This is a genomic window from Pseudomonas sp. GR 6-02, from assembly GCF_001655615.1.
Taxonomy (GTDB): Bacteria; Pseudomonadota; Gammaproteobacteria; order Pseudomonadales; family Pseudomonadaceae; genus Aquipseudomonas.
Genome location: NZ_CP011567.1, coordinates 6320659 through 6341624 on the forward strand (window position 1 = coordinate 6320659; position 20966 = coordinate 6341624).

The following is a 20966-nucleotide window of genomic DNA, read 5'->3' on the forward strand; positions in this document are numbered from 1 at the left end:
TGTTCGGTAGTCATCCGTTACGCCCGCAGTCGCAGGCGTTGCAGCAAAGACGAAGTGGCGCCCAGGGCGTCACGCAATTGGGCGGCGGTGATGGTGCGCTTGGCCGCATCGAAAGCCAGCGCCGTTCGCAGGGCTGGCCAGCAGTGTTTGGGTAGATTCCGAGGTGCGTGCAGCTCGCGGTCGAGGCGCCCGTCGCGGGCTTCCGTCGACGGCAAGCGGCGGAACGGGTGTTTGCCGCCCGCCAATTCATAGAGCACGCAGGCCACGCCGTACACGTCCGCGCTGGCCGAGAGTGGCTGGCCTTCAAGCAGTTCGGGGGCGGCGTAGCCGGGGGTCCAGGCGTTGAAGCGGTCGCGGCTCAGGTGCGGCAGGCCGGGCAAGATGCCCTCTTCGGCCTGGCCGAGGCCGTAGTCGAACAGACGCACGCCCTCTTCGCTGAGCATCACGTTGCTCGGTTTCATGTCGCCGTGCAGCACGCCGCGGGCGTGGGTGTAGGCCAGCGCGTCGAGCAGCGGCAGCGCGATGTCGCGCAGCTCGAACCACGGCAGGCCCAGGGGCCGCTCGCAGAGTAATTTGTCCAGGGTCAGCCCACGCATGAGTTCCATGGTGATGAAGGCACGCTGGCAGTCGGTGTCCACTTCAAAGGTGTGCAAACGCAGCACGTTGTCGTGGCGCAGTCGTCGGGTCAGGGTGAACTCGCTGTAGAGCAAGGCACTGGCGTCCGGCGATTCGGAAAATTCTTCGCTGAGGATTTTCAGCGCAATGTAAGGGTCGGGGTCGCCGAACTGTTCGCGCAGCAGATCCCGCGCACGGTAAACCGCGCCCATGCCACCGGCCCCCAGCAGACGCTCGATGCGGTAACGCCCCGCGAGCACGTCGGGCAGTTCACCGATGCTGGCCCGGGTCGGCGCCAGCGCGGGTTCGGCCTGATGCGGCTTTCCGTTTAGAGGCTTGGCGAACGCGAAGTAAGTCAGGTTATTGGCTTCTTCCTCGGTCACCAGCAAGTCGTCGATCGGTGGCATGAGTTCAGTCATTGGCGGATCACCACGGCAGTCAGGTTATCCCGGGCCGAGCCACGCAGAGCGCCGTCGAACAGACGCTCCAGCGCAACGTGCGGCGCGGTCAGGCTCAGGGCGTTGCCCAGGGCATCGCTGGTCAGCCCTTGATACAAACCGTCGCTGCACAACAGAAACGCATCGCCGGGATAGACCTCGAGTTCCAACACATCCAGCGTCAGTTGCTCGGCAGCGCCGACCGCACGGGTCAGCGCATGAGCGGCAGGATGCGCGCGAGCGTCTTCGACGCTCATGTTCTGTTCGTCGATCAGTTGTTGTTGCAGCGAATGGTCCTTGGACAGCTGATACAAACGCTGGCCGCGCCACAGGTAGCAGCGGCTGTCGCCGGCCCAGATGCAGGCCGCGCGATTACCTTCCACCAGCAGCGCCACCACGGTGCTGCCCATGATGCTGTCGTGACGGCCGGCGGTGACGGTCAACTCCTGACCCAAGCGGCGGTTGAGCCAGTGCAAGCACTGGCGAATGCCTTTGAGTCGTTCGTCGAAGTCGTCCTGCACCGGCAATTCCGCCAGGCTGGCGACGATCAATTGGCTGGCGATGTCGCCACCCTGATGACCGCCCATGCCGTCCGCGACCACCCACAGCCCCTGCTGTGGACAGTCGAGAAAGGCATCTTCGTTGCGCGCCCGAACCTTGCCCGGATCGGTACGCGCAGCGCTGCGCCAGGGGCTGGCAACCAGCATCAGAGCTGCACCGGCATACGGAAGGTGCGCAGCACGCCCATGTCGAACGGGTTCGGTGTGCGTTGGCTCGACAGCAAGTAGTTGGCGCGCAGGCCACCCACATCAGCCTTGAGCACCAGCACGTCGCGACCGGTCAGGTACTCGGTCTGCATCAGGTCGAACAGACGGAACAACGACCATGGGCCGGTGTTCTTCTCGATGCCGATCGGGCGGCCAGCCATTTTGTCGAGAACCAGGCTGGTGCGACCGTCTTCGGCATCGGTCGGCCATTTGAACGACACCGGCACGATCGGGCCGTGGCGGTATTCGATGGTCTTGTCGCCAAACTTGAACTCGGAACGGCTGACCGCCGGGTCGAGGGTGTACGGCTCCAGTTTGAACTGCACTTGCGGCTCGGCCGGGTTGATGGCGAAGAAGCTCTGGCGGATCACTTGTGCCGCGGCCATCTGGTCGAGGTAGACCTTGGAGATCGGCATGCTGTGACCGTCAATGCTGCGCAGGCGGTAGTTGCCTGGGTCGCCACTGACGAATGGACGCATGTAGGTATCAAAGAACCGATCGGCGATGCCCTGGGCCTTGAAGAACTCGCGGAAATCGCTGATCGCGACGTCGCTGGTGCTGTGGGCGCTGAACGGGTAACGCTTGTTGATCGCCTTGCCGTAGAAGCTGTACAGCTCGCTCTGATAACGCTGGTTCAGGTACTGATAAGAATCGTTGAGCACCAGACGCCAGGTGTCTTCGGCCAGCACGTTGAACCACACGCTGACAGGGCGCGGCAGACGGTTCGACGCATTGCGCAGGGTGCTCAGCGCATCACGCTGGCCGCTCATGCGGGTCTTGGCCATTTCGAACGCGGCCTGCTCCGGTGAACTGGCGCGGGCCAGGCTCGCCATTTGCATTTGCAGGTCGTTGAGTGCTTGCAGGGCCGGAGTCAAATCAGCGGCCGGGCCGTTATTGTCATCCAGCAAGCGGTGCAGCGGTTCGAAGCGACGTTGCAGGGATTTCTTCGCGGTGTCCGGCAGGTTTTTGGTCGCGGCCATGTCAGACGCCGCGTCCGCTGCGGCCGACGCCAGTTTGCCCAACTTGCCGAGCTTGCCCTTCTGCTCGCCCAGTTTCGCGGCGGCATCGGCGGCTTCATCAACCGGTTCGGCTTCCGCCGGGAAACGGGTGTTCTCGCGCACTTCCACCAGCAGTTGCAGCACCGGGGAATTGGCCGACGTCAGGCCCGCCAGTTGCTCGGCACCCTCACTGAAATCGCTGATCGCGGGCAGAGCCACCTGGCCGACCGCTTCGCTCCAGAAGTTGGCGTAGTCGCGGAAGTACAGCTGCTCCAGCTCGACCATCAGGCGACGCAAGTCCATGCCGCTGATGCCCGAGCCTTCGCCCAGCACCCAGTTATCACGCAGGATATCGGTGACCAGCGCAGCGCCCTGGACCGAGAAATACTGCTGATAGCCTTGCTGGGTGTAGAACCCCGGAATCACGTAATCGGTGCCGACAAACAACGAACCCTGCGGGCCGATGTGTTGGCTCAGGCGGTATTCCGGCAGGCTGCGAGCCTGCTCGCGCAGCATCCGGTAAACCACGTTGGCCAGCGACTCGCTGCGCAGCACCTGACGCGCCTGCGCCACCAGTTGTTCGTTGAGCGGGTAGATAAACGGCTGTTTGAGCAAACGCTCGAAGTGGGTGTTCAAACCGTTCTGCACCGCGGTGTTGCCGGCGTAACGCTGGGACCATTCGGTAGCGACCCAATCCTTGAGCCATGCCGCATCGCGGCGATCTTTCATGTTCAGCATCAGGTATGCGCGCAGGCTGTTGAGCAGGCGTTCGCGGTCCTTCATGTTGGCGCGGATCTGCCCTTCCAGCAGCGTCGCAACCCGTGGCAGCAGTTGCGCTTCGAGCTCACGCTCGTAGGCGCTCTTGACCACCGGATTGGCGTCTTCGCCCTGGTACAGGCCACCACGTTCGTGGTACGACACGTCACCTTTGTTCGGGAACACTTGTGTCGCCGCGTAGCTGGTGTCGAGGGTCTTGAGCACCGCCATGGAATCATCGCGCGCAGTCAGGGCCGAGCGTTGCTGGTTCCAGGTTTGTGCCAGGGAACGCAGGTTTTCCAGACGCTCATAGTTGGCCGAGAAGCCGCCCGCCCAGAGCATGCCGAACAGCGCCAATGCCGCCAGTGCGCCCACGTACAAGGCACGTTGACCCCAGTGGATGCGGCTGCGCTCGCGCTTGTCCAGACCGGCCAGGTCGGCCTCGGGGAAGATCACCCGGCTGAGCAAATGGTGAATGAACCGCGAACGGCCGCTGCGCAGGGTTGGCAGCATGCCGGCGCTCATGCCCAGGTTGGCGCCGATACTGGCGGTGGTCTGGTCCATCTGTTGAGTCAGGTGCGGTGCGCTGGTCAGGTAGAAACCGCGCAACTGGCTGACACGCTGGTAGCGGTTGCCGGTGAACGCCAGGTCGACGAACAGGCACAGGCGCTCGCCGATCTGCCCCAGTTGATGCGGGAAGTCGAGGATGCGGCCACGGCGCTGGGTGTCGCGCTCCTGGTGCATGCGCATGATCACCTGGCTGTTGAGGCGACGCAGCAGCTCTTCGAACTCGGCGCGCAGCACGGCCACATCGGTGCCGCTCTGCTCTTTGCGGAAGCTGGTGCCGAGGACCTGATCGCTTTCTTCGCGGGTCAGTTGATCGAAGAACTCGTCGAAACCGAGCAGGCGATCGGCCTTGCTCAACACCAGATAAATCGGCACATCGACGTGCAGTTTTTGATGCACGTCTTGCAGGCGCGCACGCACCTGGCGGGCCAGGGTTTCGAGGTCCTGCTCGCTGCCGCCCAGCAGGGTTTCCACCGGAATGGTCACCAGCACGCCGTTCAACGGGCGGTTGCGGCGACGCTTGCGCAGCAGGTCGAGCAAGGTGCTCCAGGCACTGCCATCGACTTCGGCATCCGGCTGGGTCAGGTAACGCCCGGCGGTGTCGATCAGCACGCCATGGTCGGCGAAGTACCAGTCGCAATGCCGCGTGCCGAGGGTGTCGCGGGTGAGTTTGCGGTCGATCTTGTTGATCGGAAACTCAAGGCCCGAGAAGTCCAGCAGGCTGGTCTTGCCGCTGCCCTGCGGGCCGATCAGCAAGTACCACGGCAAATCACTGCGCCAGCGTTCACTGCGGCCGCGATACAGGCTCGACGTCTTCAGGGTTTTCAGGGCGTCCTTGAAACGCACCTTCAACTCTTTCTCTTCTTCGTCGATCAGCTCTTCACGGCGAATGCGGTCCTGGCCGTCTTCGGTGGCTTCCACAGCCTTTTTGCGCACACCGGCGCGCCAGCTGACGAAGACCATGGTCAGGCCCCAGATCAGGAACAGCACACTGATGGTCAGCAAACGGGAGGTCGAATCTTCCCAGAATTTGTAGTCATTGACCGCCAGCAGCGGCCCGACGAACCACACCAGCAGCGCAACGAACAGCACCAGCAACAGGGTCCATACCCAGGTCTGGCGCAGGAATGCGCCGACTTTCTTGAAAAACTTTTTCATCACACGTCCCTGTTTACGGCTTCGACTGCGGCTGAGCCGTGGCCGGATCAAGCTGCTGATAAGGTTGCAGAACGGTTTCGCGTTGTTCGCCCAGCACCCAGGCAAAGCCCGAATACATCACCACCAGGCACACCACGGTGAACAGCACCACCATCCACGCTGGCACGATGCGCACCAGGCTGCGACGCTGATCGTTCAAGCCTTCCCAATGCGGCGACAACTCGCGAGGCACGTCGCCGCGCAGTTGGCGAATCTGCCGATACAAAGCGTCGCGGATGCCTTCGAGTTCGAGCATGCCGCGGGCTTGCACGCGGTACTTGCCTTCGAAGCCGAGGGACAGGCACAGGTACATCAGCTCCAGCATCGGCAGGTGCTTGACCGGGTTTTTCGACAGGCGATCCAGCAGTTGGAAGAACTTCTCGCCACCGAAGGTTTCGTTGTGGAAGCTGCTGAGCAGGCTCATCTGCGACCACTCGCTTTCGTTGCCCCACGGCGTGGTCACGACGGCTTCATCGACCACGGTGCAGAGCACGTAACGGGCGGCCATCACCTGGCTGCTCTCGGCGCCATTGTGCAGCGCCCGCACTTCAAACAGTTTCAGCCCGGCGGTCAGCCGCTCGTTGAGCGCGTACAGGTCTTCGCGGGTGTCGCTGTGTTTGAGCCGCACCACTTCCGACAGCAGCTCGGACGCCGCCGCCACCAGCGAATTGAGGCTGATGTTGAACGCTTCGGCCGGGCGCAGGCGCGCGGCATAGATCATCCGTTCTTCCAACTGTTCAAAACGCGGCGGTGCCGCGAAGTCAGTCAGCGGACTCGAGGCCGGGCCGTGGCCCTGGCGGTCGAGCAGGACGGTTTTGTCGTCCTGGGTGTGTTCCATGTCCTTGATCATGTCGGTCAGTTCCTGATGGCCCAGAATTTCAGTTCAAGCTCGGCGAATTCGCCGGACACGTGGAACGCGAAGCCGCCGGAGCGTTCGAGTTGCGCCAGGTCTTCGGAACTGAGTTCGAGGATGAAATAGGTTTTGTTGGAGTGGAACGCGATCTGCCGTGGGGCCACCGGCAACGGTTTGACCTTGATGCCCGGCAGGTGCAGGTTGACCAGTTGGCGGATGCGCTCCACCGGGCCGACCTTGAGGTGCGCCGGCAGGCGATGGCGCAGTTCTTCGGAGTCGCAGTTGGCACTGGCCGCGAGCACGAACGAAGCCGAGCCCAGCAGTTTGTGGTCGTGCAACGGCGACACGATGATTCCGTACTGACGCGCTTGCAGAACCAGTTCGATGGCGTGCTGTTCGAGCACCATCGACAGCACCTGACGAATCGCTTCCATCAGTTTGCGGAAGCTCGCGCCCTGGTCGCTGTGCTGGTAACGGCTGTCCAGACGCGGGCGTTTGCTGTCGCTGGAAAACGTCGCCAGATCGCCGAGCATGGTCAGCAGCGTGCGGTACAACTCTTCCGGGTGAACCTGTTCCAGGCCGAGGTAATGGCGCAGCAACAGTTCAGTGCGGTTGATCAGTTGCAGCATCATGAAGTCGCCGACTTCCGCGCCGCCGACCTTGCCGTTGGAGCGGATCCGGTCGGCGATGGTGTCGCCCCGGTGGCCTAGCATGCTGATCACTTCTTTGAGGCATGACAGCAGGTAGCTGGACGAGTGCGCCTGAATGTAGGTCGGCACGAAATCCGGGTCGAGGCTGATCACGCCGTCAGGCGTGGTGTCGAGCACTTCGCAGATCTTCAGCTTCACGTAGGCCTGATCGCTCTGCTGCTCGCCGAGCAATAGCTTGAAGTCCGGACGGGCGCAACTGACCTGGCTGGCGGAGTCGTCGCCGGCGTTGGAGTCGGCCACTTCCGCTTCATACGCGGTGTAGCGCGCCAGCACGTCGGATTGCTCCGGGCGGCGGGCCTCGATGTGGTTACCCGTCACCAACGGCAGTGCCAGGTAGATCGGCGTATTGCCGGTGTTCGGCGGCACGTCCAGGGCCAACGGCTCGGTGTTGCCGCCCAGTTCGAACAGGCTGCCGTCGGGCAGAATCCCCGAGGCCTGGCTGATCACCAGTTTGCCCATGTTGAGGAACTGCAAGTCGATTTCCAGGTTGAGGAAGCCCCAGGTGTAGCTGCCCAGCAACTGGGTGCGGGTCTTCATCTGGTGGTCGTAGTAACGATCGTTGTGCTGGAAGTGCTGCGGACGCAGCAGCATGCCTTCCTGCCAAATGACTTTATGGGCATTCATGTTCAGTCATCCGCCTTGGCGAGCGTTTCATGGGTGTTGCGGATGCCGGCCTGATCGAGGGTCAGATCAGCCGCGGTGACTTGCACCGGAGTGATTTGCACGGTGTAGCGCCACTTGGTTTCCGGCAGGTCGCGGTAGGCGGCGAGCACACCAACGTAACGGCTGCCCTCTTCCACACTGAGCTTGAGCTCGACGGTTTCGCCTGGGCGCAGTTCCAGTTCTTCGCTGGCCACCAGGTCCGGGGCCAGGGATTCCTTGGCGCGTTCGTAGAGGCTGAAGAAATCAGCGTTCTCGAAGGCCACCGGGTGCTTGAGCTCGAATAGGCGCACGACGATCGGCGACGGACGACCGTTGAGGTCCGGGTTCAATTGATCGCTGGCGGTCAGCTTCAGGTTGAGTTTGGTCACGGTGGAATACGGCGACAGCGACGAGCAACCGGCCAGCAGCACCAAAGCAGCGAACGCAGTCAGCATCTTGAAAAAAGCGGTGGAACAGCGAGACATGCGCATCATCCTTGGTGGTCGGTGTGAAGGGTGGAAATCAGGCGGATCTGTTCTTCGTAGGCCTGGGCGAAGTCGCGGGCCAGCAGGCGCTCGCTCCAGTCATCGTCCTGACGCAGGGCCTGGTGATAACGCCCATAAGCTCTCCAGCGACTGCCGGAGGTGGCGAGCAACGGCTTGTTGTCGCGCTCGAAACGCAGGGTCAGCTGTTGCGGCGAGAAGTGCTCAAGAGTGCCGCGAACAGCGGCGCGGCTGGCGGTCAGCAAGGCCACCTGATGCGCCTGCAAATCGCGGAACGCACGGGAGATCGCTTGCTCGGCCGGCAATTGACCCGGCTTGTTGCCCTGCAACAGAATGCCCAGCGCTTCACCGGCATCGACGGCGAATTTCAACGGGTTCTTTTGGCTGCCTTGTACGGTGGTCTGGGCTAGGCGCAGTTCGTTTTTCAGCTCGCTTCGGGTGCGCAGGCTCTGCTGCAAACCGCCGACGCTCTGCTTGAGCAGGCGTGCGGCGTTCAGGGCCAGGGCTTCGCGGGCATCGTGGTCGAGGCCTTTGAGGTCCACGCCCAACGCCGCACCGAAGTGCTCCCAGAAACCTTCGCTCTGACGCTCAACCGCTTTTGGCAGCGGGGCTGGCGCTGGTTCTGCCGGGGCGGCGATCAGCTCCGGCACCATCAGGCTTTCCATGTCGATGCGCGCGTAGTCGGCGCGCTGACGGGTGTCCTCGATCACCGTGCTCGGGGAAATCAGCTCCTCGATCTCCGAGTACACGCGTTCTTGCTGGTCGAGGGCATTGAGCGGGTCAAGGTCGAGGAACGCATCGTCCGGGATGATGCTGCCCGCGGCCTGCGGACGGCCGACTTCGACGTCGAACGTCGCCGGGTCGCGCACCAGTCGCGCGCGAATCTCGAAGTCACCCAGCACATACACGCTGCCGTGTTCGATGCGCATCGGCTCGCCCTTGCGCAGGCGCGCGCCGCTTTCGCTGTCCTGAATCCCGTTGCTACTGGTATCGGTCAGGAAAAACGTGCCTTCGCGGTAGCTGATCACCGCGTGGTGGTTAGACAGATGACGCTTGCGGTCGGGGATGATCCAGTCGCAATCCTCGCCCCGGCCGATCACGCCACCGGCCTGTTTGAAGGTCTTCTGGCACAAATCCGTGGGCACGAACTGCTTGGTGTTCAGCATTTCGAAAACCAGTTCCATGATGATGCTCCTTGCGGTCACTTGCCGCGATTGACCGCCTGCGGATCACCCAATGGGCGATAGGTGTTGTCGTTGTATTTGTAATTGCCGCTACAGCCGCCGAGGCCGCATAGAACGACGAAGGTCAGCAGGACGGCTTGCCAGTGACGAACAGGCATCAGAGGGTCTCCAGAGGTAGACAAAGCACAAAGCGCCGACCCTTTCGGGTGGCGCTATCAGAAGCAGATGAGGTGGATTCGAGCGCTCCAGCCAGAGGCCTTGCGCATCGCCTTTGTGGCGAGGGAGCTTGCTCCCGCTCGGCTGCGAAGCAGTCGTAAAACAGAGGGTGCGGTTTGACTGCCACACCGCGGCGCAGGGTTTTGGGGCTGCTGCGCAGCCCAGCGGGAGCAAGCTCCCTCGCCACAGGGAATTCGCCAGCCACAGGGGGCATTCCAACCTGAGTGGTCGGGTTGTAGAAATCGAGATCAGCCATCGAAATCACCCAAATTGATATTCAGCCGCCCGAGGCGGTACAGCAGCGTGCGCCGTGGCAGCCCGAGTTCGCGGGCGGCGAGGGTCTGGTTGCCGTCGTTTTTGCGCAGGCAGTCGAGCAGCAGACTTCGCTCGACCTGCTCCAGGCGTTCGCGCAGGTTCAGGCTGCTGTCTTCCGGCATGGCTTCCATGCGCAGGGAGAAATGCTCGGCCAGCAACTCGCCGCCCTCGCACAGCAGCACTGCGCGCTCGACCAAACCCTTGAGTTCGCGAACGTTGCCGGGGAAGGCATAACCGGACAGGTGATCCAGCGCCGCGTCGGACCAGCGCACCGCGTCGCGCTGCAAGAACGAGCAAGCCTTGTCGGCGAAGTGCCGCGCCAGGTCGAGGATGTCGCCTTCGCGCTGACGCAGCGCCGGCAGCTCGATCGGGAATTGCGCGAGGCGGTAGTACAAGTCCTCGCGGAACTTGCCTTCGCTGACCAGCACAGACAAATCCCGGTGCGTCGCGGCGATGATGCGCACGTCGATTTTGTGGGTGTCGTTGGAACCCAGCGGGCGGATCTCGCCCTCCTGCAATACCCGCAGCAACTTGGCTTGCAGCGATAACGGCATATCGCCGATTTCATCGAGCAGCAAGGTGCCGCCGTTGGCCGCATCGAAGAGCCCGGCACGGTCGCGATCAGCACCGGTGAAGGCGCCCTTGCGGTAGCCGAACAGCTCGCTTTCCAGCAGGTTCTCGGGGAACGCCGCGCAGTTCTGCACGATGAACGCCTGGGACCGGCGCGGGCCGCAATCGTGAATCGCCCGCGCGACCACTTCCTTGCCGGTGCCAGTCTCACCGCGCAGCAGCACGGTGTAGGGGCTGTGCAGGACTTTGCTGATCAGCGAATAGGTCTGGCGCATGGCCACGCTCTTGCCGATCAGGCCATAACCGCTGGCGCTCGGGACGTTGAGCGGCGCCGGGCGTGTATCACCGTTCGGCTGACGCAAACGCTGCAGCAAGTGCAGTTGGCCGAGCACGAACGAGCCCAGTTGACCGAGGGAATCGGCAAAGCCTTGCAGGTCGATTACCCGGCGACTGGCGCACAGCAGCAAACCTTCGACAGCCTTCTGCTGATTGACCAGCGGCACGCACAGTAGCGACTGCCAGGGCGTGGCCTGGGGCGGCAGGAAGCTGGTTTCGTGCAGGCTGCCGCTCAGCTCGCTGAGGCACACCACGCGGTTCTGGCACAAGGCGAATTGCAGCAGTTGTTCACCGTTGTAATCCGCCGGCAGGCTGGCCCCTTCCCGGGGTTGCAGAACGCCGTTCAGGCACTCGGCGTTCATCCCCAGGCAAGTGTGGGTCGCATCCAGCAGGTACAACTGCGTCAGCTCGCAACCGCTGAGCTCGGCCAGGCCGCGCACGAAGTCACCCAGCAGCACAGCGCTGTCCGCCGCCCGCGACAGGCTGGCGAACTGCGCCAGCAAGGCTTCGGCATAGACCAGCGGTTGCGGCACTTGAGTGAACATCACACCCACCTCAGGCGAACTCGCACGTCACGCTGGCATTGCCGTCGAGCGTCGCATGCACGCGCTTGAGGCTTTCACCGGTGGCCATCGCATCGAGCAAACGGTCGGCCACCAGCGGCAGTACATGCAGGTCGAGCAAGTGGTCGATCAGGCGCGCACCGCTGTCGCTTTGAGTGCAGCGTTCAGCCAGGTGATCGACAAGGTCCTGGGAGTAAGTGAAATCCAGCTGACGGCGGTTCAGGCGCTCGCCCAAACGACCGAGTTTGATTTCGATCAGCTCGCGCAGCACCGGGCCGCCCACCGGGTAGTAAGGCACCACGCGCATGCGCGCCAGCAATGCCGGCTTGAAGTGTTTGCTGAGCACCGGGCGAATGGTTTCTTCGAGGACTTCGGCTGTCGGCCGCGCGCCGTTTTCGCAGAGCTCGCTGATGCGGTCGCTGCCCAGGTTCGAGGTCATCAGGATCAGCGTGTTGCGGAAATCGATCTCGCGCCCTTCCCCGTCGTTGGCCACACCTTTGTCGAAGATTTGGTAGAACAGGTTGAGCACGTCCGGGTCGGCTTTTTCGACTTCATCAAGCAACACCACCGAGTACGGTTTCTGCCGCACGGCTTCGGTGAGCATGCCGCCCTCGCCGTAACCGACATAGCCCGGCGGCGCACCGATCAGACGCGACACGGTGTGCTTCTCCTGGAACTCGGACATGTTGATGGTGGTGATGAAACGATCACCGCCGTACAACAAATCAGCGAGGGCCAGTGCGGTTTCGGTCTTGCCGACGCCGCTCGGGCCGACCAGCAGGAACACGCCGACCGGGGCATCCGGTTTGTTCAGGCCAGCGGCGGTGGCGCGCATCGAACGGTCCAACGCATGAACCGCTTGCTCCTGACCACGAATGCGCGTGCGCAGGTCGGTGGCGAAGCTTGCGACCTTGGCGTTGTGTTCGCGAGCCAGTTGCGCCAATGGCACACCGGTCCAGGCGCTGATCACTTCGGCCACCAGACGCGGGCAGACTTCGAAGCTCACCAGGCGTTCTTTGACCTGAAGCTCGGTCAGAGCTTTGTGAGTTTCGTTGAGCGCGGTTTCCAGGGTTTCAACGCTTTGCGCTTCGTCCACCGGCAACGTTTCGATCACGGTGCCTTCGGCGTCTTCTTCAACCGTGATGCTCGGTTCGACAGCAGCGGCTTCGCGAGCCTTGGCCAGTTGCTGACGCAGCTCCAGCAGGCGCTCGGCCAGTTCTTTCTGCTCGGTCCACAGCGTTTCGAGGGCGACCTTTTCGTCTTCGGCATCAGCCAGGCGATCTTCCAGAGCGTCCAGCGCTTCGTGATCGATCAGCAGACCGGCTTCGGCGTCACGACGCAGGGCCTGACGCTGACGGCCACCTTCGGCCAGTTCGCCACGCAGGCGTTCCAGGCTTTCCGGGGCGGCGGCGAGGCTGATGCGTACGCGGGCGCAGGCGGTGTCGAGCACGTCGACAGCCTTGTCCGGCAGCTGACGACCCGCCAGGTAACGGGCGGACAACTCAGCCGCGGCAACCACCGCGTCATCGCGCAGGTAGATGCCGTGGCTCTTCTCGTAGACCTGAGCCAGGCCACGCAGAATGGTCACCGCTTCGCTGACGGTCGGTTCGTGCAGTTGCACCGGTTGGAAACGACGGGCCAGGGCCGGGTCTTTCTCGAAGTATTTTTTGTACTCCGCCCAGGTGGTGGCGGCGATGGTGCGCAACTCGCCACGGGCCAGGGCTGGTTTCAACAGGTTGGCCGCGTCAGAACCGCCGGCGTTGCCACCCGCGCCGATCAGGGTGTGGGCTTCGTCGATGAACAGGATGATTGGCTTCGGCGAGGCTTTGACTTCGTCGATCACGCCTTTGAGGCGACGTTCGAACTCGCCCTTGACGCTGGCGCCGGCCTGCAACAGGCCCATGTCCAGCGACAGCAGCTCAACGCCTTTCAAGACTTGCGGCACTTCACCGGCTGCGATGCGCGAGGCCAGGCCTTCGACGATGGCGGTTTTACCGACGCCCGCTTCACCCACCACAATCGGGTTGTTCTTGCGGCGACGAGCGAGGATGTCGACCATCTGACGGATCGCGCCATCGCGGCACAGCACCGGGTCGAGTTTGCCGTCGCGAGCCTGCTGGGTCAGGTTGTGGGTGAAGCGCTCCAGCAGTGATTCGCCGGGCACGGCCGGTTTGCCGGTGGCCGGTTGTTCTTTCTGCGACAGGGCGAATTCTTTCAGGCGCTCGATGTTCAGCTTGGCCAGCAACGACTGATAACGGCTGCCGGCATAGCGCATCGGGTTGCGCAGCAATGCGAGGATCAACGCGGCCTGCTCGACCTGGCTCTGGCCCAGTTCGAGGTTGGCCACCAGCAAGGCGTCCTGCAGCCACTGCACCAGTTCCGGGGCGAACACCGGGTTGCGCGAGGCGCTGTGCTCGACCCGCGATTGCAGCGCGGCGCTCAGCTCGCCAGCGTCCACTTCGGCATCCTGCAACGCCCGGGCGAGCAGGCCTTGCGGACGCTCCAGCAGGCCCAGCAGCAAGTCTTCGACGAGGATCTTGCTGCCGCCACGGGCGACGCAGCGTTCGGCAGAACTTTCCAGGTCACGACGGGTTTCGGCGTCCAGCGCCTGGATAAGTTGTTGCAGGTCTACGTTGATCATGTGTCATCTGTCCTTAATGAATTTTGCTGCCCAGGGTCACCACGCCGTCCGCTTTTTCGCGGCCAAGCCAACTGGTCCACCCCAGGCGACAGGCGTTCTGCTCACCGATGCGAAGTTCGCGGATTTCTTCCTGGCGCAGCACCAGGCGAATGTCGTAATCGAGCGGGTCACGCAGGGTGAACCTCACCAGCGCGCACAGCGGCTGGTAGCCGAAACCGATCGGCAGGAATTCGTGGAAGCGTTGCCAGTCGAGCTCGCGGATGTGAATGCGGAATTTGCCGCTGCGGTCGCGCACGTGCTCGCCCAGCACCAGGTCTTCGCCGAGCATGCTGTTGCCGCGACCGAGGCGATTGCGCTGCTCGTCGAGGATTTCGACGCGGCGCTCGATGCACTGTTCGATGGTCAGCTCGGCGTGCTTGAAGTAGTAGCGCAGCACCGCTTCGATCAACGCCGCCGAGTGCGCCCGCAAGCTGAGCAGGCCGAGGTAAGGCAGCAGGCGTTTCCAGTTCAGCTCCTGGGCCTTGCGGATCTCTTCGCCGCCGAGGCCGATCAGGGCAAACAGCTGCGCCGAAAACGGGTCGAGCGCGCCACTCTGGAAACTCGCGCGGTAGCGATACTTTCGCCAGATCGGCAGCATCAGCCGTTGCAGGCGATGGTGAAACAGGTCGAGAAAGTTACGGGTCGGGTTGCCGTCTTCGCTGTCACCCAGCGCCTGTTCGCCGTAAAACGCAGGCAACGGCGAACCGGAGCCGACCAGGCCGATCAGGTTGAAACGCAGACGCGCGCGCCTCATCCCGTGTTCTTCGAAAAACTCCACGCGATCGACGTCGCTGCCAGGGAAACCCAGGCTCGGGTTGGCCTGGAATTCCAGCTGGTCGTACAGGTCGTCTTCGCTCAGGTGCGGGTGTGCATCGCGCAGCCGGTCAATCACCAGCAGCACGGCCTGAAACAGCGAGTACTCGCGTATTACCCGGGTCAGCCCGCTTAAAGCAGGGGCTGCAGGCCCATACGTGGTGTCCATTGGTACACCTCTCCCTGTGTGCTTTTTACCCGCAGCTCGTGGTACGAATTGAGACTGGCGTAAAGCGCGAAAAACTCGTTAAGAACCGAAGCGAACACGAACAGGTCGCCCTCGCCGATATACCCTTCCGGGTCGATGGTCAGCTCGGTGCGCAACCCGCGAACCGGTAACCCTCGGTGCAATCTGTCGACATGCTGGTGCTTGATCGACTTGAGCCCGCCCAGCAGGCGTTTGCTGACTTTTTCCGCGTGTTGGTCGTAGTAGCGCGGCAGGTCGTAGGTTTCGAGAATCACCTTCAACGCGTTGACGTCGGCCAGCGACAGATAGTTGAGCGACATGTTGCTGATCAGCTTCCAGAGGAAGTCGCGGTTCAGCGGCGGCGCGAAACTCGAGGTAGCCGGGGTGATATTGCGGAAACTCAAAAACTCCGGCGTCTCTTCGCAGGCCATGCGGATGTCGCCGAGCTTGAGCTTGCGCGGCAGGTTCTGGTTGGTGCACATCAGCTCGATCGACAGGGTTTCGTGGGCTTCGGTGTGGCGGATGCCGAAGCTCAGGTAGGTGTCGAGGCCGTCGTGCAGCAACGACGAACGCTGGCGGATGCTGTAATGCGGACGGCTGTTGGGCACGTCGAAACTCGGGTCGTGCTCGAAGGATTCGAATGGCACGTACTCTTGATAACCGAGGCCGCCGGGCTTCCAGCCAGTCACGGTTTCCACCGAAAACACACCGCAGTTTTCCAGGTCGTATTCGGCCGGCAACAGCAGGTATTCGTCCTGTTTGCCGTCGAGGCGAATCGGCAGTGCATCGTGCTCGAACAGGTTGACGATCGGCGTGCAATAGAGCTTCACGTTGTCCAGGGTCGGACGCATCCGCATGATGCCGCTCTTGCGAATATCGAAGCGCAATTCAAGGCCGCGCATTTGCTTGAGGGTGTCTTCCGGCAATGCCTTGAGCAGGTCCAGACCGTTGATATCAACGAACAGGAATTTGTCCTGGAAAGCGAAATACTCCTGCAGGTAGCGATAGCCGCGGAAGGTGTTCAGCGGATACGGGATCAACGCTTCCTCTTCGGCAAAACCCACCGGCTGCACACGGTCGCCGGGCATCTTGAACGCCATCGGTTGACCGCTTACGCCGTTGATGGGCTTGCCGGCGCCGTCCAGCGGGATCAGCTCAATGCCTTCGAGGTTGCGCAACAGGCTCAGGTAAAGCATCTGGCTGATGTAACGCTCACCGGCAAAGTGCAGGCGCAGACGACTCAGCTCCAACTCGCCGAGGTGACCATCCGCGCTCATCTCCAGGCGCAGGCTCAACAGCGAACCGTCACCCTTTACCGAGTAATTCAGCGCGGCCAGATCCAGCGGCAACACCTCGGTCGGGTAGCACGTACGGAAACGGCAACGCACATCATCGACCGGCACGCTCTCCACCGGCGTATCACGCTCGACCCTCAACGCCGGCCCGGAACGCTTCAACGGATCGAACTGCAAAATGCTGAACGCCGGCAGCGGCCGCATGTAGTTCGGCCACAGCAACTGCATCAGGGAATGGCTGAGCTCCGGCAACTCGTCGTCGAGCTTTTGCCGCAGACGACCGGTCAGAAAGGCAAAGCCCTCCAGCAACCGCTCCACATCCGGATCCCGCCCGGCCTGACCAAGGAAAGGCGCCAACGCCGGGCTACGCTCGGCGAAACGACGACCTAACTGGCGAAGTGCGGTGAGTTCGCTTTGGTAGTAGTGGTTAAAGGACATGGATGGGCTGCCTGGTTTTGAATTTGGGTGAGCTAGATACGTGTTTTTGCTCAGTGGTCATATTTATGCGGGAGGCAAATTCAGGAAATAGGTGCCAATGCCGTGCATCACCGGTATCGCCATCAAGACAATGAACGTCAGCAACCTATGAAGCTTCGAGTTACGGCTTTTATTGCGTAGCCCAGTCAGGGCTAGAATCAGCGATAAAATGGCCAACGTACCGAATAGGTCACTGTCAGCTAATACGGCCAGATAACCGCTCATCCCTTACATCCTCTTGAGTAAAACTTCCGTTGTAGAGCAGCAGCAGTTTCAGTGCCAAAACACCACAGAAAAAAGTCTGCATTCACGCAGGCGGTAAGTTGGCATAATAACTGCCAACCACTTCGAGCAATGTAATGGACACCAGACACAAAAAAGTCAAAACTCGGTGCCACTTTGAGTTTCTAACCCTAACAAACAAATTACCAATCGCCGCAAAAAAACAAAAAATCGCCAAAGTTCCAAACAAATCACTATCAGCCAACACTGCCAAATAGACGTCAAAACTCATTTTTTATTAAACCCCATGAAATTCCAACGATACAATTGGAAGTTTTTCAAAAAGTCTTCATCCGTAGAGCCTTTAGCCATATTTTTATAATCCCACCCAACAACCGCCTTCTCATAAAATCCTTTTTCAATCGACATACCCGCATATCCATCATTCTGCGGATCAGCCATGTTAGAGCCAATCAATCTCTGAAATGTTGTATTAGGGCGGGTACTCCAACCACTAGTATTACCCTGCCTGATGTCAATTCTGGAGGTATTAATTCCGACTACGACTTGGATATGGTGCGCAACATCTCCAGGACGATCAAGAGCCTGCGCAAGGATGTCCCCGGGCATCAGGCTTTCTACTGCATCCACAGCCAGAGTATTTTCACCCACTTCCTGCATATCCGGAGCACCATAGGTCAACATGACCATTTCGCTAAAGCCGTACATATTGGAAGCGTAACGATCATGCTGCGCTGCGGTGTAATTCTCCATATTCCGGTAAGTTCTAACACCCGTTTTCAGCTTTACCGGCAATCCACGCTTAGACGCAAATTCGCATAAAACCCTCAGAGCAAAGTCTTCACACGTAAACTTATTATTTTTTACAGCGCCGTTTTTATCCCAATATTTTTCATTGATCAGTTTTTCCGCAATCAATGGTGCTTCGTCGTGATAAGCAGCAATATCTGCATCCGTCCAGAAAGCAGTCGTTTTCCAGAATACTTTATAGGTAACTTTTTTCCCGACGGGATCTGACTTTGGAGTTAACGCAATTGACCGCGCCATCAAGGTAGACAAAATTTCGGCACTCATACCGACGCTCCATCAATTGCGGCGTGAAAGTCAAAAGTTTCACCTTCTTCCCCCCCTACCAACTGGGTTCTGCCCATTGCATCACTTTGCCCGGAGATAACTTCGCCTTTGGCGGTTGTAATCTGATAAGGAATATCCTGAAGTGGATTTCCATCCTGATCTTCCATCACAACATGCTGACAATGGGAAAACAGCATCAATGGAACCGGCGGAATAAACGGAACCGGCGTGTGAGAGTTCCCGATAATCACCGTCGAAGACCCGGCCGTAACTTTATTGCCATGAGCACCAACGGAGCCCACGGTCGCCGCCGGTTTACCGTTGATCAAAACAGTCGTTGCAAGATCGCCAACCATCGCACCACCACACGCCGAGGCATCGCCTTGGCGGGCGGCCGCGAGGCCGTCGAAGAACACGTCGCCGGAACCGGCGGCGATCGGGTTGGTGCCGTGGCCGGGGAGCGGGCAAGCGGTGGGGTCGGATACGCGGGCTGCTGGTTTGCCGGACATACGAATCTCCTTAGTTGACCTTTACTTGACCGCTGCCATCCAGGCGCGCGGCGAAACTGACCTGGCGCTTGAAACCATCAACTTCCAGCAGGCCTTCGATGCTGAAGGACAGGCGAAGCTGATCGTTGTCACGCGGCAGGGAGATGACACGCACGTTGCTCAGGCGCGGTTCGTAGGCTTCGATGAAGCTTTCGATGGCCCGGCGGGCCTGACTCAGGGAGTCGTGCAGGCTCAGGCGCATGTCATTGAGATCGGGTAGCCCGTAATCGGACAGCGTTTGCACGCTGCCCGCACGGGTGCTGAGCATCTTGGCCAGATGGGCAGCCACCGACGCCATGGCGGAAACCTCGCGGCTCCAGCCGACGCGTTTGTCCGCGTCGCCATTCAGGCGTTCGAAAAGGCTGCCGTATCCAGTCATGAGTCGCTCCGTTTACTCTTTGTCCAGCTTGCCAACCAGCGACAGGGTGAAATCAGCACCCATGTACTTGAAGTGCGGGCGCACGTTCAGGCTGACGCGGTACCAGCCCGGCTCGCCTTCAACATCGCTGACGATGATTTGGGCAGCACGCAGCGGACGACGGCCACGAACTTCGGCGCTCGGGTTTTCCTGGTCGGCCACGTACTGGCGGATCCACTTGTTGAGTTCCAGCTCGAGGTCGGTACGTTCTTTCCACGAACCGAGTTGCTCGCGCTGCAGCACTTTCAAGTAGTGAGCCAGGCGGTTGACGATCATCATGTACGGCAGTTGGGTGCCGAGCTTGTAGTTGAGCTCTGCAGCCTTGCCTTCAGCGCTGATGCCGAAGAACTTCGGCTTCTGCACCGAGCTTGCGGAGAAGAACGCCGCGTTGTCGGAGCCTTTGCGCATGGTCAGGGAGATGAAACCTTCCTCGGCCAGTTCGTATTCACGACGGTCGCTAACCAATACTTCGGTAGGAATCTTGGTTTCGATTTCGCCCATGCTTTCGAAGTGGTGCAACGGCAGGTCTTCAACCGCGCCACCGCTCTGTGGGCCGATGATGTTCGGGCACCAGCGGAATTTGGCGAAGCTGTCGGTCAGCTTGGTGCCGAACGCGTAGGCCGTGTTGCCCCACAGGTAGTGCTCGTGGCTGTTGGCGACGGTTTCTTTGTACACGAACGATTTGACCGGGTTTTCTTCCGGGTCGTACGGGTTACGCAGCAGGAAGCGCGGCACGGTCAGGCCAACGTAACGGGAGTCTTCCGACTGACGGAAGCTCTGCCATTTGGCGAACTGTGGGCCTTCGAAGTGATCCTTCAGATCTTTCAGGTCCGGCAGGCCGGTAAAGCTTTCCAGGCCGAAGAATTTCGGGCCGGCGGCAGCAATAAACGGCGCGTGGGACATGCAGGCTACGCTGGACACGTACTGCATCAGTTTCACGTCCGGCGAGCTTGGGGACATGTAGTAGTTGGCGATGATCGCGCCAACCGGCTGACCACCGAACTGGCCGTATTCAGCGGTGTAGATGTGCTTGTACAGGCCCGACTGCATCACTTCCGGCGAATCTTCGAAGTCATCCAGCAGGTCGTCCTTGGAGACGTTGAGGATTTCGATCTTGATGTTTTCGCGGAAGTTGGTGCGGTCGACCAGCAACTGCAGGCCACGCCACGACGATTCCAGGGACTGGAAGTCCGGGTGGTGCAGGATTTCGTCCATCTGGCGGCTGAGCTTGGCATCGATCTCGGCGATCATGCGGTCGACCATGGCCTTCTTGACCGGCTCACCGTTGTTCTGCGGCTTGAGCAGCTCTTCGATGAACGCCGACACACCGCGCTTGGCGATGTCGTAGGCTTCGTCATCCGGGGTCAGGCGGGTTTCGGCGATGATGCTGTCGAGAATGCTGTATTCGCCGTTCTCGTTGCTCTTTTGCTGTGCTGCGCTAGTGCTCATTGTGTTGGCTTCCTTGGCTGATGGGGGCTCAGGCGTCCTGGGCTGCGGCGTTCAGGCCCAGCTCACCGAGTACGCGACCGCGGGATTCGTCGTCGGCGAGCACGCCTTCGATGGCTTTGCGGAACGCAGGCGCGTTACCCAGCGGGCCTTTGAGGGCCACCAGCGCGTCGCGCAGTTCCATCAGTTTTTTCAGCTCAGGCACTTGCTCGACCAAGGATGCCGGGTTGAAGTCCTTCATCGAGTTGACGCGCAGTTGCACGGCCAGTTCTTCAGTGTCGCTTTCTTCCTGAAGACGGTTCGGTACGCTCAGCGTCAGGCTCAGCTCTTGCTTGGCCAGCACTTCGTCGAAGGTCATCTTGTCGATGCTGATCGGCTTGCGATCTTCGACTTTGCGTTCGTCCTTGCGGTGGGTGTAGTCACCGATTGCCAGTAGTTTCAGCGGCAGTTCAATCTCTTCCTGAGCACCGCCGGTGGCGGGTTTGAAGGTGACGTTGATGCGTTCCTTGGGGGCTACCGAGCCTTCTTTGGCCATGGCTTTTCTCCTTGCGGTTGT

Annotated in this window: 18 protein-coding genes; all 18 read right to left on the bottom strand. The window is 60.9% G+C overall.

Going from position 1 to position 20966, the window contains the following annotated elements:
* Nucleotides 1-17: 17 nt before the first annotated feature.
* The gene (locus PGR6_RS28190) at nucleotides 18-1034 is read right to left on the bottom strand and encodes a serine/threonine-protein kinase (protein ID WP_064621117.1); all 1017 of its coding nucleotides are present in this window, start codon (nucleotides 1032-1034) and stop codon (nucleotides 18-20) included.
* On the bottom strand, nucleotides 1031-1759 hold the full coding sequence (locus tag PGR6_RS28195; protein WP_019580447.1) for a PP2C family protein-serine/threonine phosphatase: 729 nt from the start codon (nucleotides 1757-1759) through the stop codon (nucleotides 1031-1033). Before PGR6_RS28195 ends, PGR6_RS28190 begins: the two co-directional genes overlap by 4 nt.
* Nucleotides 1759-5298: a type VI secretion system membrane subunit TssM gene (gene tssM / locus PGR6_RS28200; protein ID WP_064621118.1), complete on the bottom strand. Its 3540-nt coding sequence runs from the start codon at nucleotides 5296-5298 to the stop codon at nucleotides 1759-1761. Before tssM ends, PGR6_RS28195 begins: the two co-directional genes overlap by 1 nt.
* A 13-nt stretch (nucleotides 5299-5311) precedes the next feature.
* Nucleotides 5312-6187 (bottom strand): type IVB secretion system protein IcmH/DotU, encoded by an 876-nt coding sequence (icmH, locus tag PGR6_RS28205; RefSeq protein WP_018927447.1) that lies wholly within the window; start codon nucleotides 6185-6187, stop codon nucleotides 5312-5314.
* Nucleotides 6188-6192: 5 nt separating this feature from the next.
* Nucleotides 6193-7524: a type VI secretion system baseplate subunit TssK gene (gene tssK, locus PGR6_RS28210; RefSeq protein ID WP_018927446.1), complete on the bottom strand. Its 1332-nt coding sequence runs from the start codon at nucleotides 7522-7524 to the stop codon at nucleotides 6193-6195.
* Nucleotides 7525-7526: 2 nt separating this feature from the next.
* Complete coding sequence (gene tssJ / locus PGR6_RS28215) at nucleotides 7527-8027, bottom strand: type VI secretion system lipoprotein TssJ (protein WP_018927445.1); 501 nt, start codon at nucleotides 8025-8027, stop codon at nucleotides 7527-7529.
* 5 nt (nucleotides 8028-8032) lie between these two features.
* The gene (gene tagH / locus PGR6_RS28220; protein ID WP_018927444.1) at nucleotides 8033-9229 is read right to left on the bottom strand and encodes a type VI secretion system-associated FHA domain protein TagH; all 1197 of its coding nucleotides are present in this window, start codon (nucleotides 9227-9229) and stop codon (nucleotides 8033-8035) included.
* A 17-nt stretch (nucleotides 9230-9246) separates the two neighbouring features.
* Entirely contained in the window at nucleotides 9247-9387 is a 141-nt protein-coding gene (locus tag PGR6_RS28225) for a hypothetical protein (RefSeq protein WP_018927443.1), read from the bottom strand.
* Nucleotides 9388-9693: 306 nt separating this feature from the next.
* A complete protein-coding gene (locus PGR6_RS28230; RefSeq protein WP_064621119.1) occupies nucleotides 9694-11211 on the bottom strand; it encodes a sigma-54 interaction domain-containing protein in 1518 nt (505 codons plus the stop codon).
* 10 nt (nucleotides 11212-11221) lie between these two features.
* Complete coding sequence (tssH, locus tag PGR6_RS28235; protein WP_064621120.1) at nucleotides 11222-13870, bottom strand: type VI secretion system ATPase TssH; 2649 nt, start codon at nucleotides 13868-13870, stop codon at nucleotides 11222-11224.
* A 13-nt stretch (nucleotides 13871-13883) separates the two neighbouring features.
* The gene (gene tssG / locus PGR6_RS28240) at nucleotides 13884-14891 is read right to left on the bottom strand and encodes a type VI secretion system baseplate subunit TssG (protein ID WP_018927440.1); all 1008 of its coding nucleotides are present in this window, start codon (nucleotides 14889-14891) and stop codon (nucleotides 13884-13886) included.
* Nucleotides 14855-16642: a type VI secretion system baseplate subunit TssF gene (tssF, locus tag PGR6_RS28245; RefSeq protein ID WP_019650073.1), complete on the bottom strand. Its 1788-nt coding sequence runs from the start codon at nucleotides 16640-16642 to the stop codon at nucleotides 14855-14857. Before tssF ends, tssG begins: the two co-directional genes overlap by 37 nt.
* A 63-nt stretch (nucleotides 16643-16705) precedes the next feature.
* Nucleotides 16706-16906: a hypothetical protein gene (locus tag PGR6_RS28250; RefSeq protein WP_019650072.1), complete on the bottom strand. Its 201-nt coding sequence runs from the start codon at nucleotides 16904-16906 to the stop codon at nucleotides 16706-16708.
* Between the two features lie 285 nt (nucleotides 16907-17191).
* On the bottom strand, nucleotides 17192-17998 hold the full coding sequence (locus PGR6_RS28255; RefSeq protein ID WP_064621121.1) for a hypothetical protein: 807 nt from the start codon (nucleotides 17996-17998) through the stop codon (nucleotides 17192-17194).
* Complete coding sequence (locus PGR6_RS28260; protein WP_064621122.1) at nucleotides 17995-18507, bottom strand: PAAR domain-containing protein; 513 nt, start codon at nucleotides 18505-18507, stop codon at nucleotides 17995-17997. The genes PGR6_RS28255 and PGR6_RS28260 overlap by 4 nt, the downstream gene beginning before the upstream one ends.
* 10 nt (nucleotides 18508-18517) lie before the next feature.
* Nucleotides 18518-18925: a type VI secretion system baseplate subunit TssE gene (tssE, locus tag PGR6_RS28265; RefSeq protein ID WP_064621123.1), complete on the bottom strand. Its 408-nt coding sequence runs from the start codon at nucleotides 18923-18925 to the stop codon at nucleotides 18518-18520.
* A gap of 12 nt (nucleotides 18926-18937) precedes the next feature.
* Nucleotides 18938-20413 (bottom strand): type VI secretion system contractile sheath large subunit, encoded by a 1476-nt coding sequence (tssC, locus tag PGR6_RS28270; RefSeq protein WP_019580436.1) that lies wholly within the window; start codon nucleotides 20411-20413, stop codon nucleotides 18938-18940.
* Nucleotides 20414-20441: 28 nt separating this feature from the next.
* Nucleotides 20442-20945, bottom strand: a complete 504-nt coding sequence (tssB, locus tag PGR6_RS28275) for a type VI secretion system contractile sheath small subunit (RefSeq protein WP_007934526.1) — start codon at nucleotides 20943-20945, stop codon at nucleotides 20442-20444.
* Between the last annotated feature and the right edge of the window lie 21 nt (nucleotides 20946-20966).

Bases quoted from the DNA above. Each gene is read 5' to 3' on its own strand.
- PGR6_RS28190 (WP_064621117.1), bottom strand. From the start codon at position 1,034: ATGACTGAACTCATGCCACCGATCGACGACTTGCTGGTGACCGAGGAA.
- PGR6_RS28195 (WP_019580447.1), bottom strand. From the start codon at position 1,759: ATGCTGGTTGCCAGCCCCTGGCGCAGCGCTGCGCGTACCGATCCGGGC.
- tssM (WP_064621118.1), bottom strand. From the start codon at position 5,298: ATGAAAAAGTTTTTCAAGAAAGTCGGCGCATTCCTGCGCCAGACCTGG.
- icmH (WP_018927447.1), bottom strand. From the start codon at position 6,187: ATGATCAAGGACATGGAACACACCCAGGACGACAAAACCGTCCTGCTC.
- tssK (WP_018927446.1), bottom strand. From the start codon at position 7,524: ATGAATGCCCATAAAGTCATTTGGCAGGAAGGCATGCTGCTGCGTCCG.
- tssJ (WP_018927445.1), bottom strand. From the start codon at position 8,027: ATGTCTCGCTGTTCCACCGCTTTTTTCAAGATGCTGACTGCGTTCGCT.
- tagH (WP_018927444.1), bottom strand. From the start codon at position 9,229: ATGGAACTGGTTTTCGAAATGCTGAACACCAAGCAGTTCGTGCCCACG.
- PGR6_RS28225 (WP_018927443.1), bottom strand. From the start codon at position 9,387: ATGCCTGTTCGTCACTGGCAAGCCGTCCTGCTGACCTTCGTCGTTCTA.
- PGR6_RS28230 (WP_064621119.1), bottom strand. From the start codon at position 11,211: ATGTTCACTCAAGTGCCGCAACCGCTGGTCTATGCCGAAGCCTTGCTG.
- tssH (WP_064621120.1), bottom strand. From the start codon at position 13,870: ATGATCAACGTAGACCTGCAACAACTTATCCAGGCGCTGGACGCCGAA.
- tssG (WP_018927440.1), bottom strand. From the start codon at position 14,891: ATGGACACCACGTATGGGCCTGCAGCCCCTGCTTTAAGCGGGCTGACC.
- tssF (WP_019650073.1), bottom strand. From the start codon at position 16,642: ATGTCCTTTAACCACTACTACCAAAGCGAACTCACCGCACTTCGCCAG.
- PGR6_RS28250 (WP_019650072.1), bottom strand. From the start codon at position 16,906: ATGAGCGGTTATCTGGCCGTATTAGCTGACAGTGACCTATTCGGTACG.
- PGR6_RS28255 (WP_064621121.1), bottom strand. From the start codon at position 17,998: ATGAGTGCCGAAATTTTGTCTACCTTGATGGCGCGGTCAATTGCGTTA.
- PGR6_RS28260 (WP_064621122.1), bottom strand. From the start codon at position 18,507: ATGTCCGGCAAACCAGCAGCCCGCGTATCCGACCCCACCGCTTGCCCG.
- tssE (WP_064621123.1), bottom strand. From the start codon at position 18,925: ATGACTGGATACGGCAGCCTTTTCGAACGCCTGAATGGCGACGCGGAC.
- tssC (WP_019580436.1), bottom strand. From the start codon at position 20,413: ATGAGCACTAGCGCAGCACAGCAAAAGAGCAACGAGAACGGCGAATAC.
- tssB (WP_007934526.1), bottom strand. From the start codon at position 20,945: ATGGCCAAAGAAGGCTCGGTAGCCCCCAAGGAACGCATCAACGTCACC.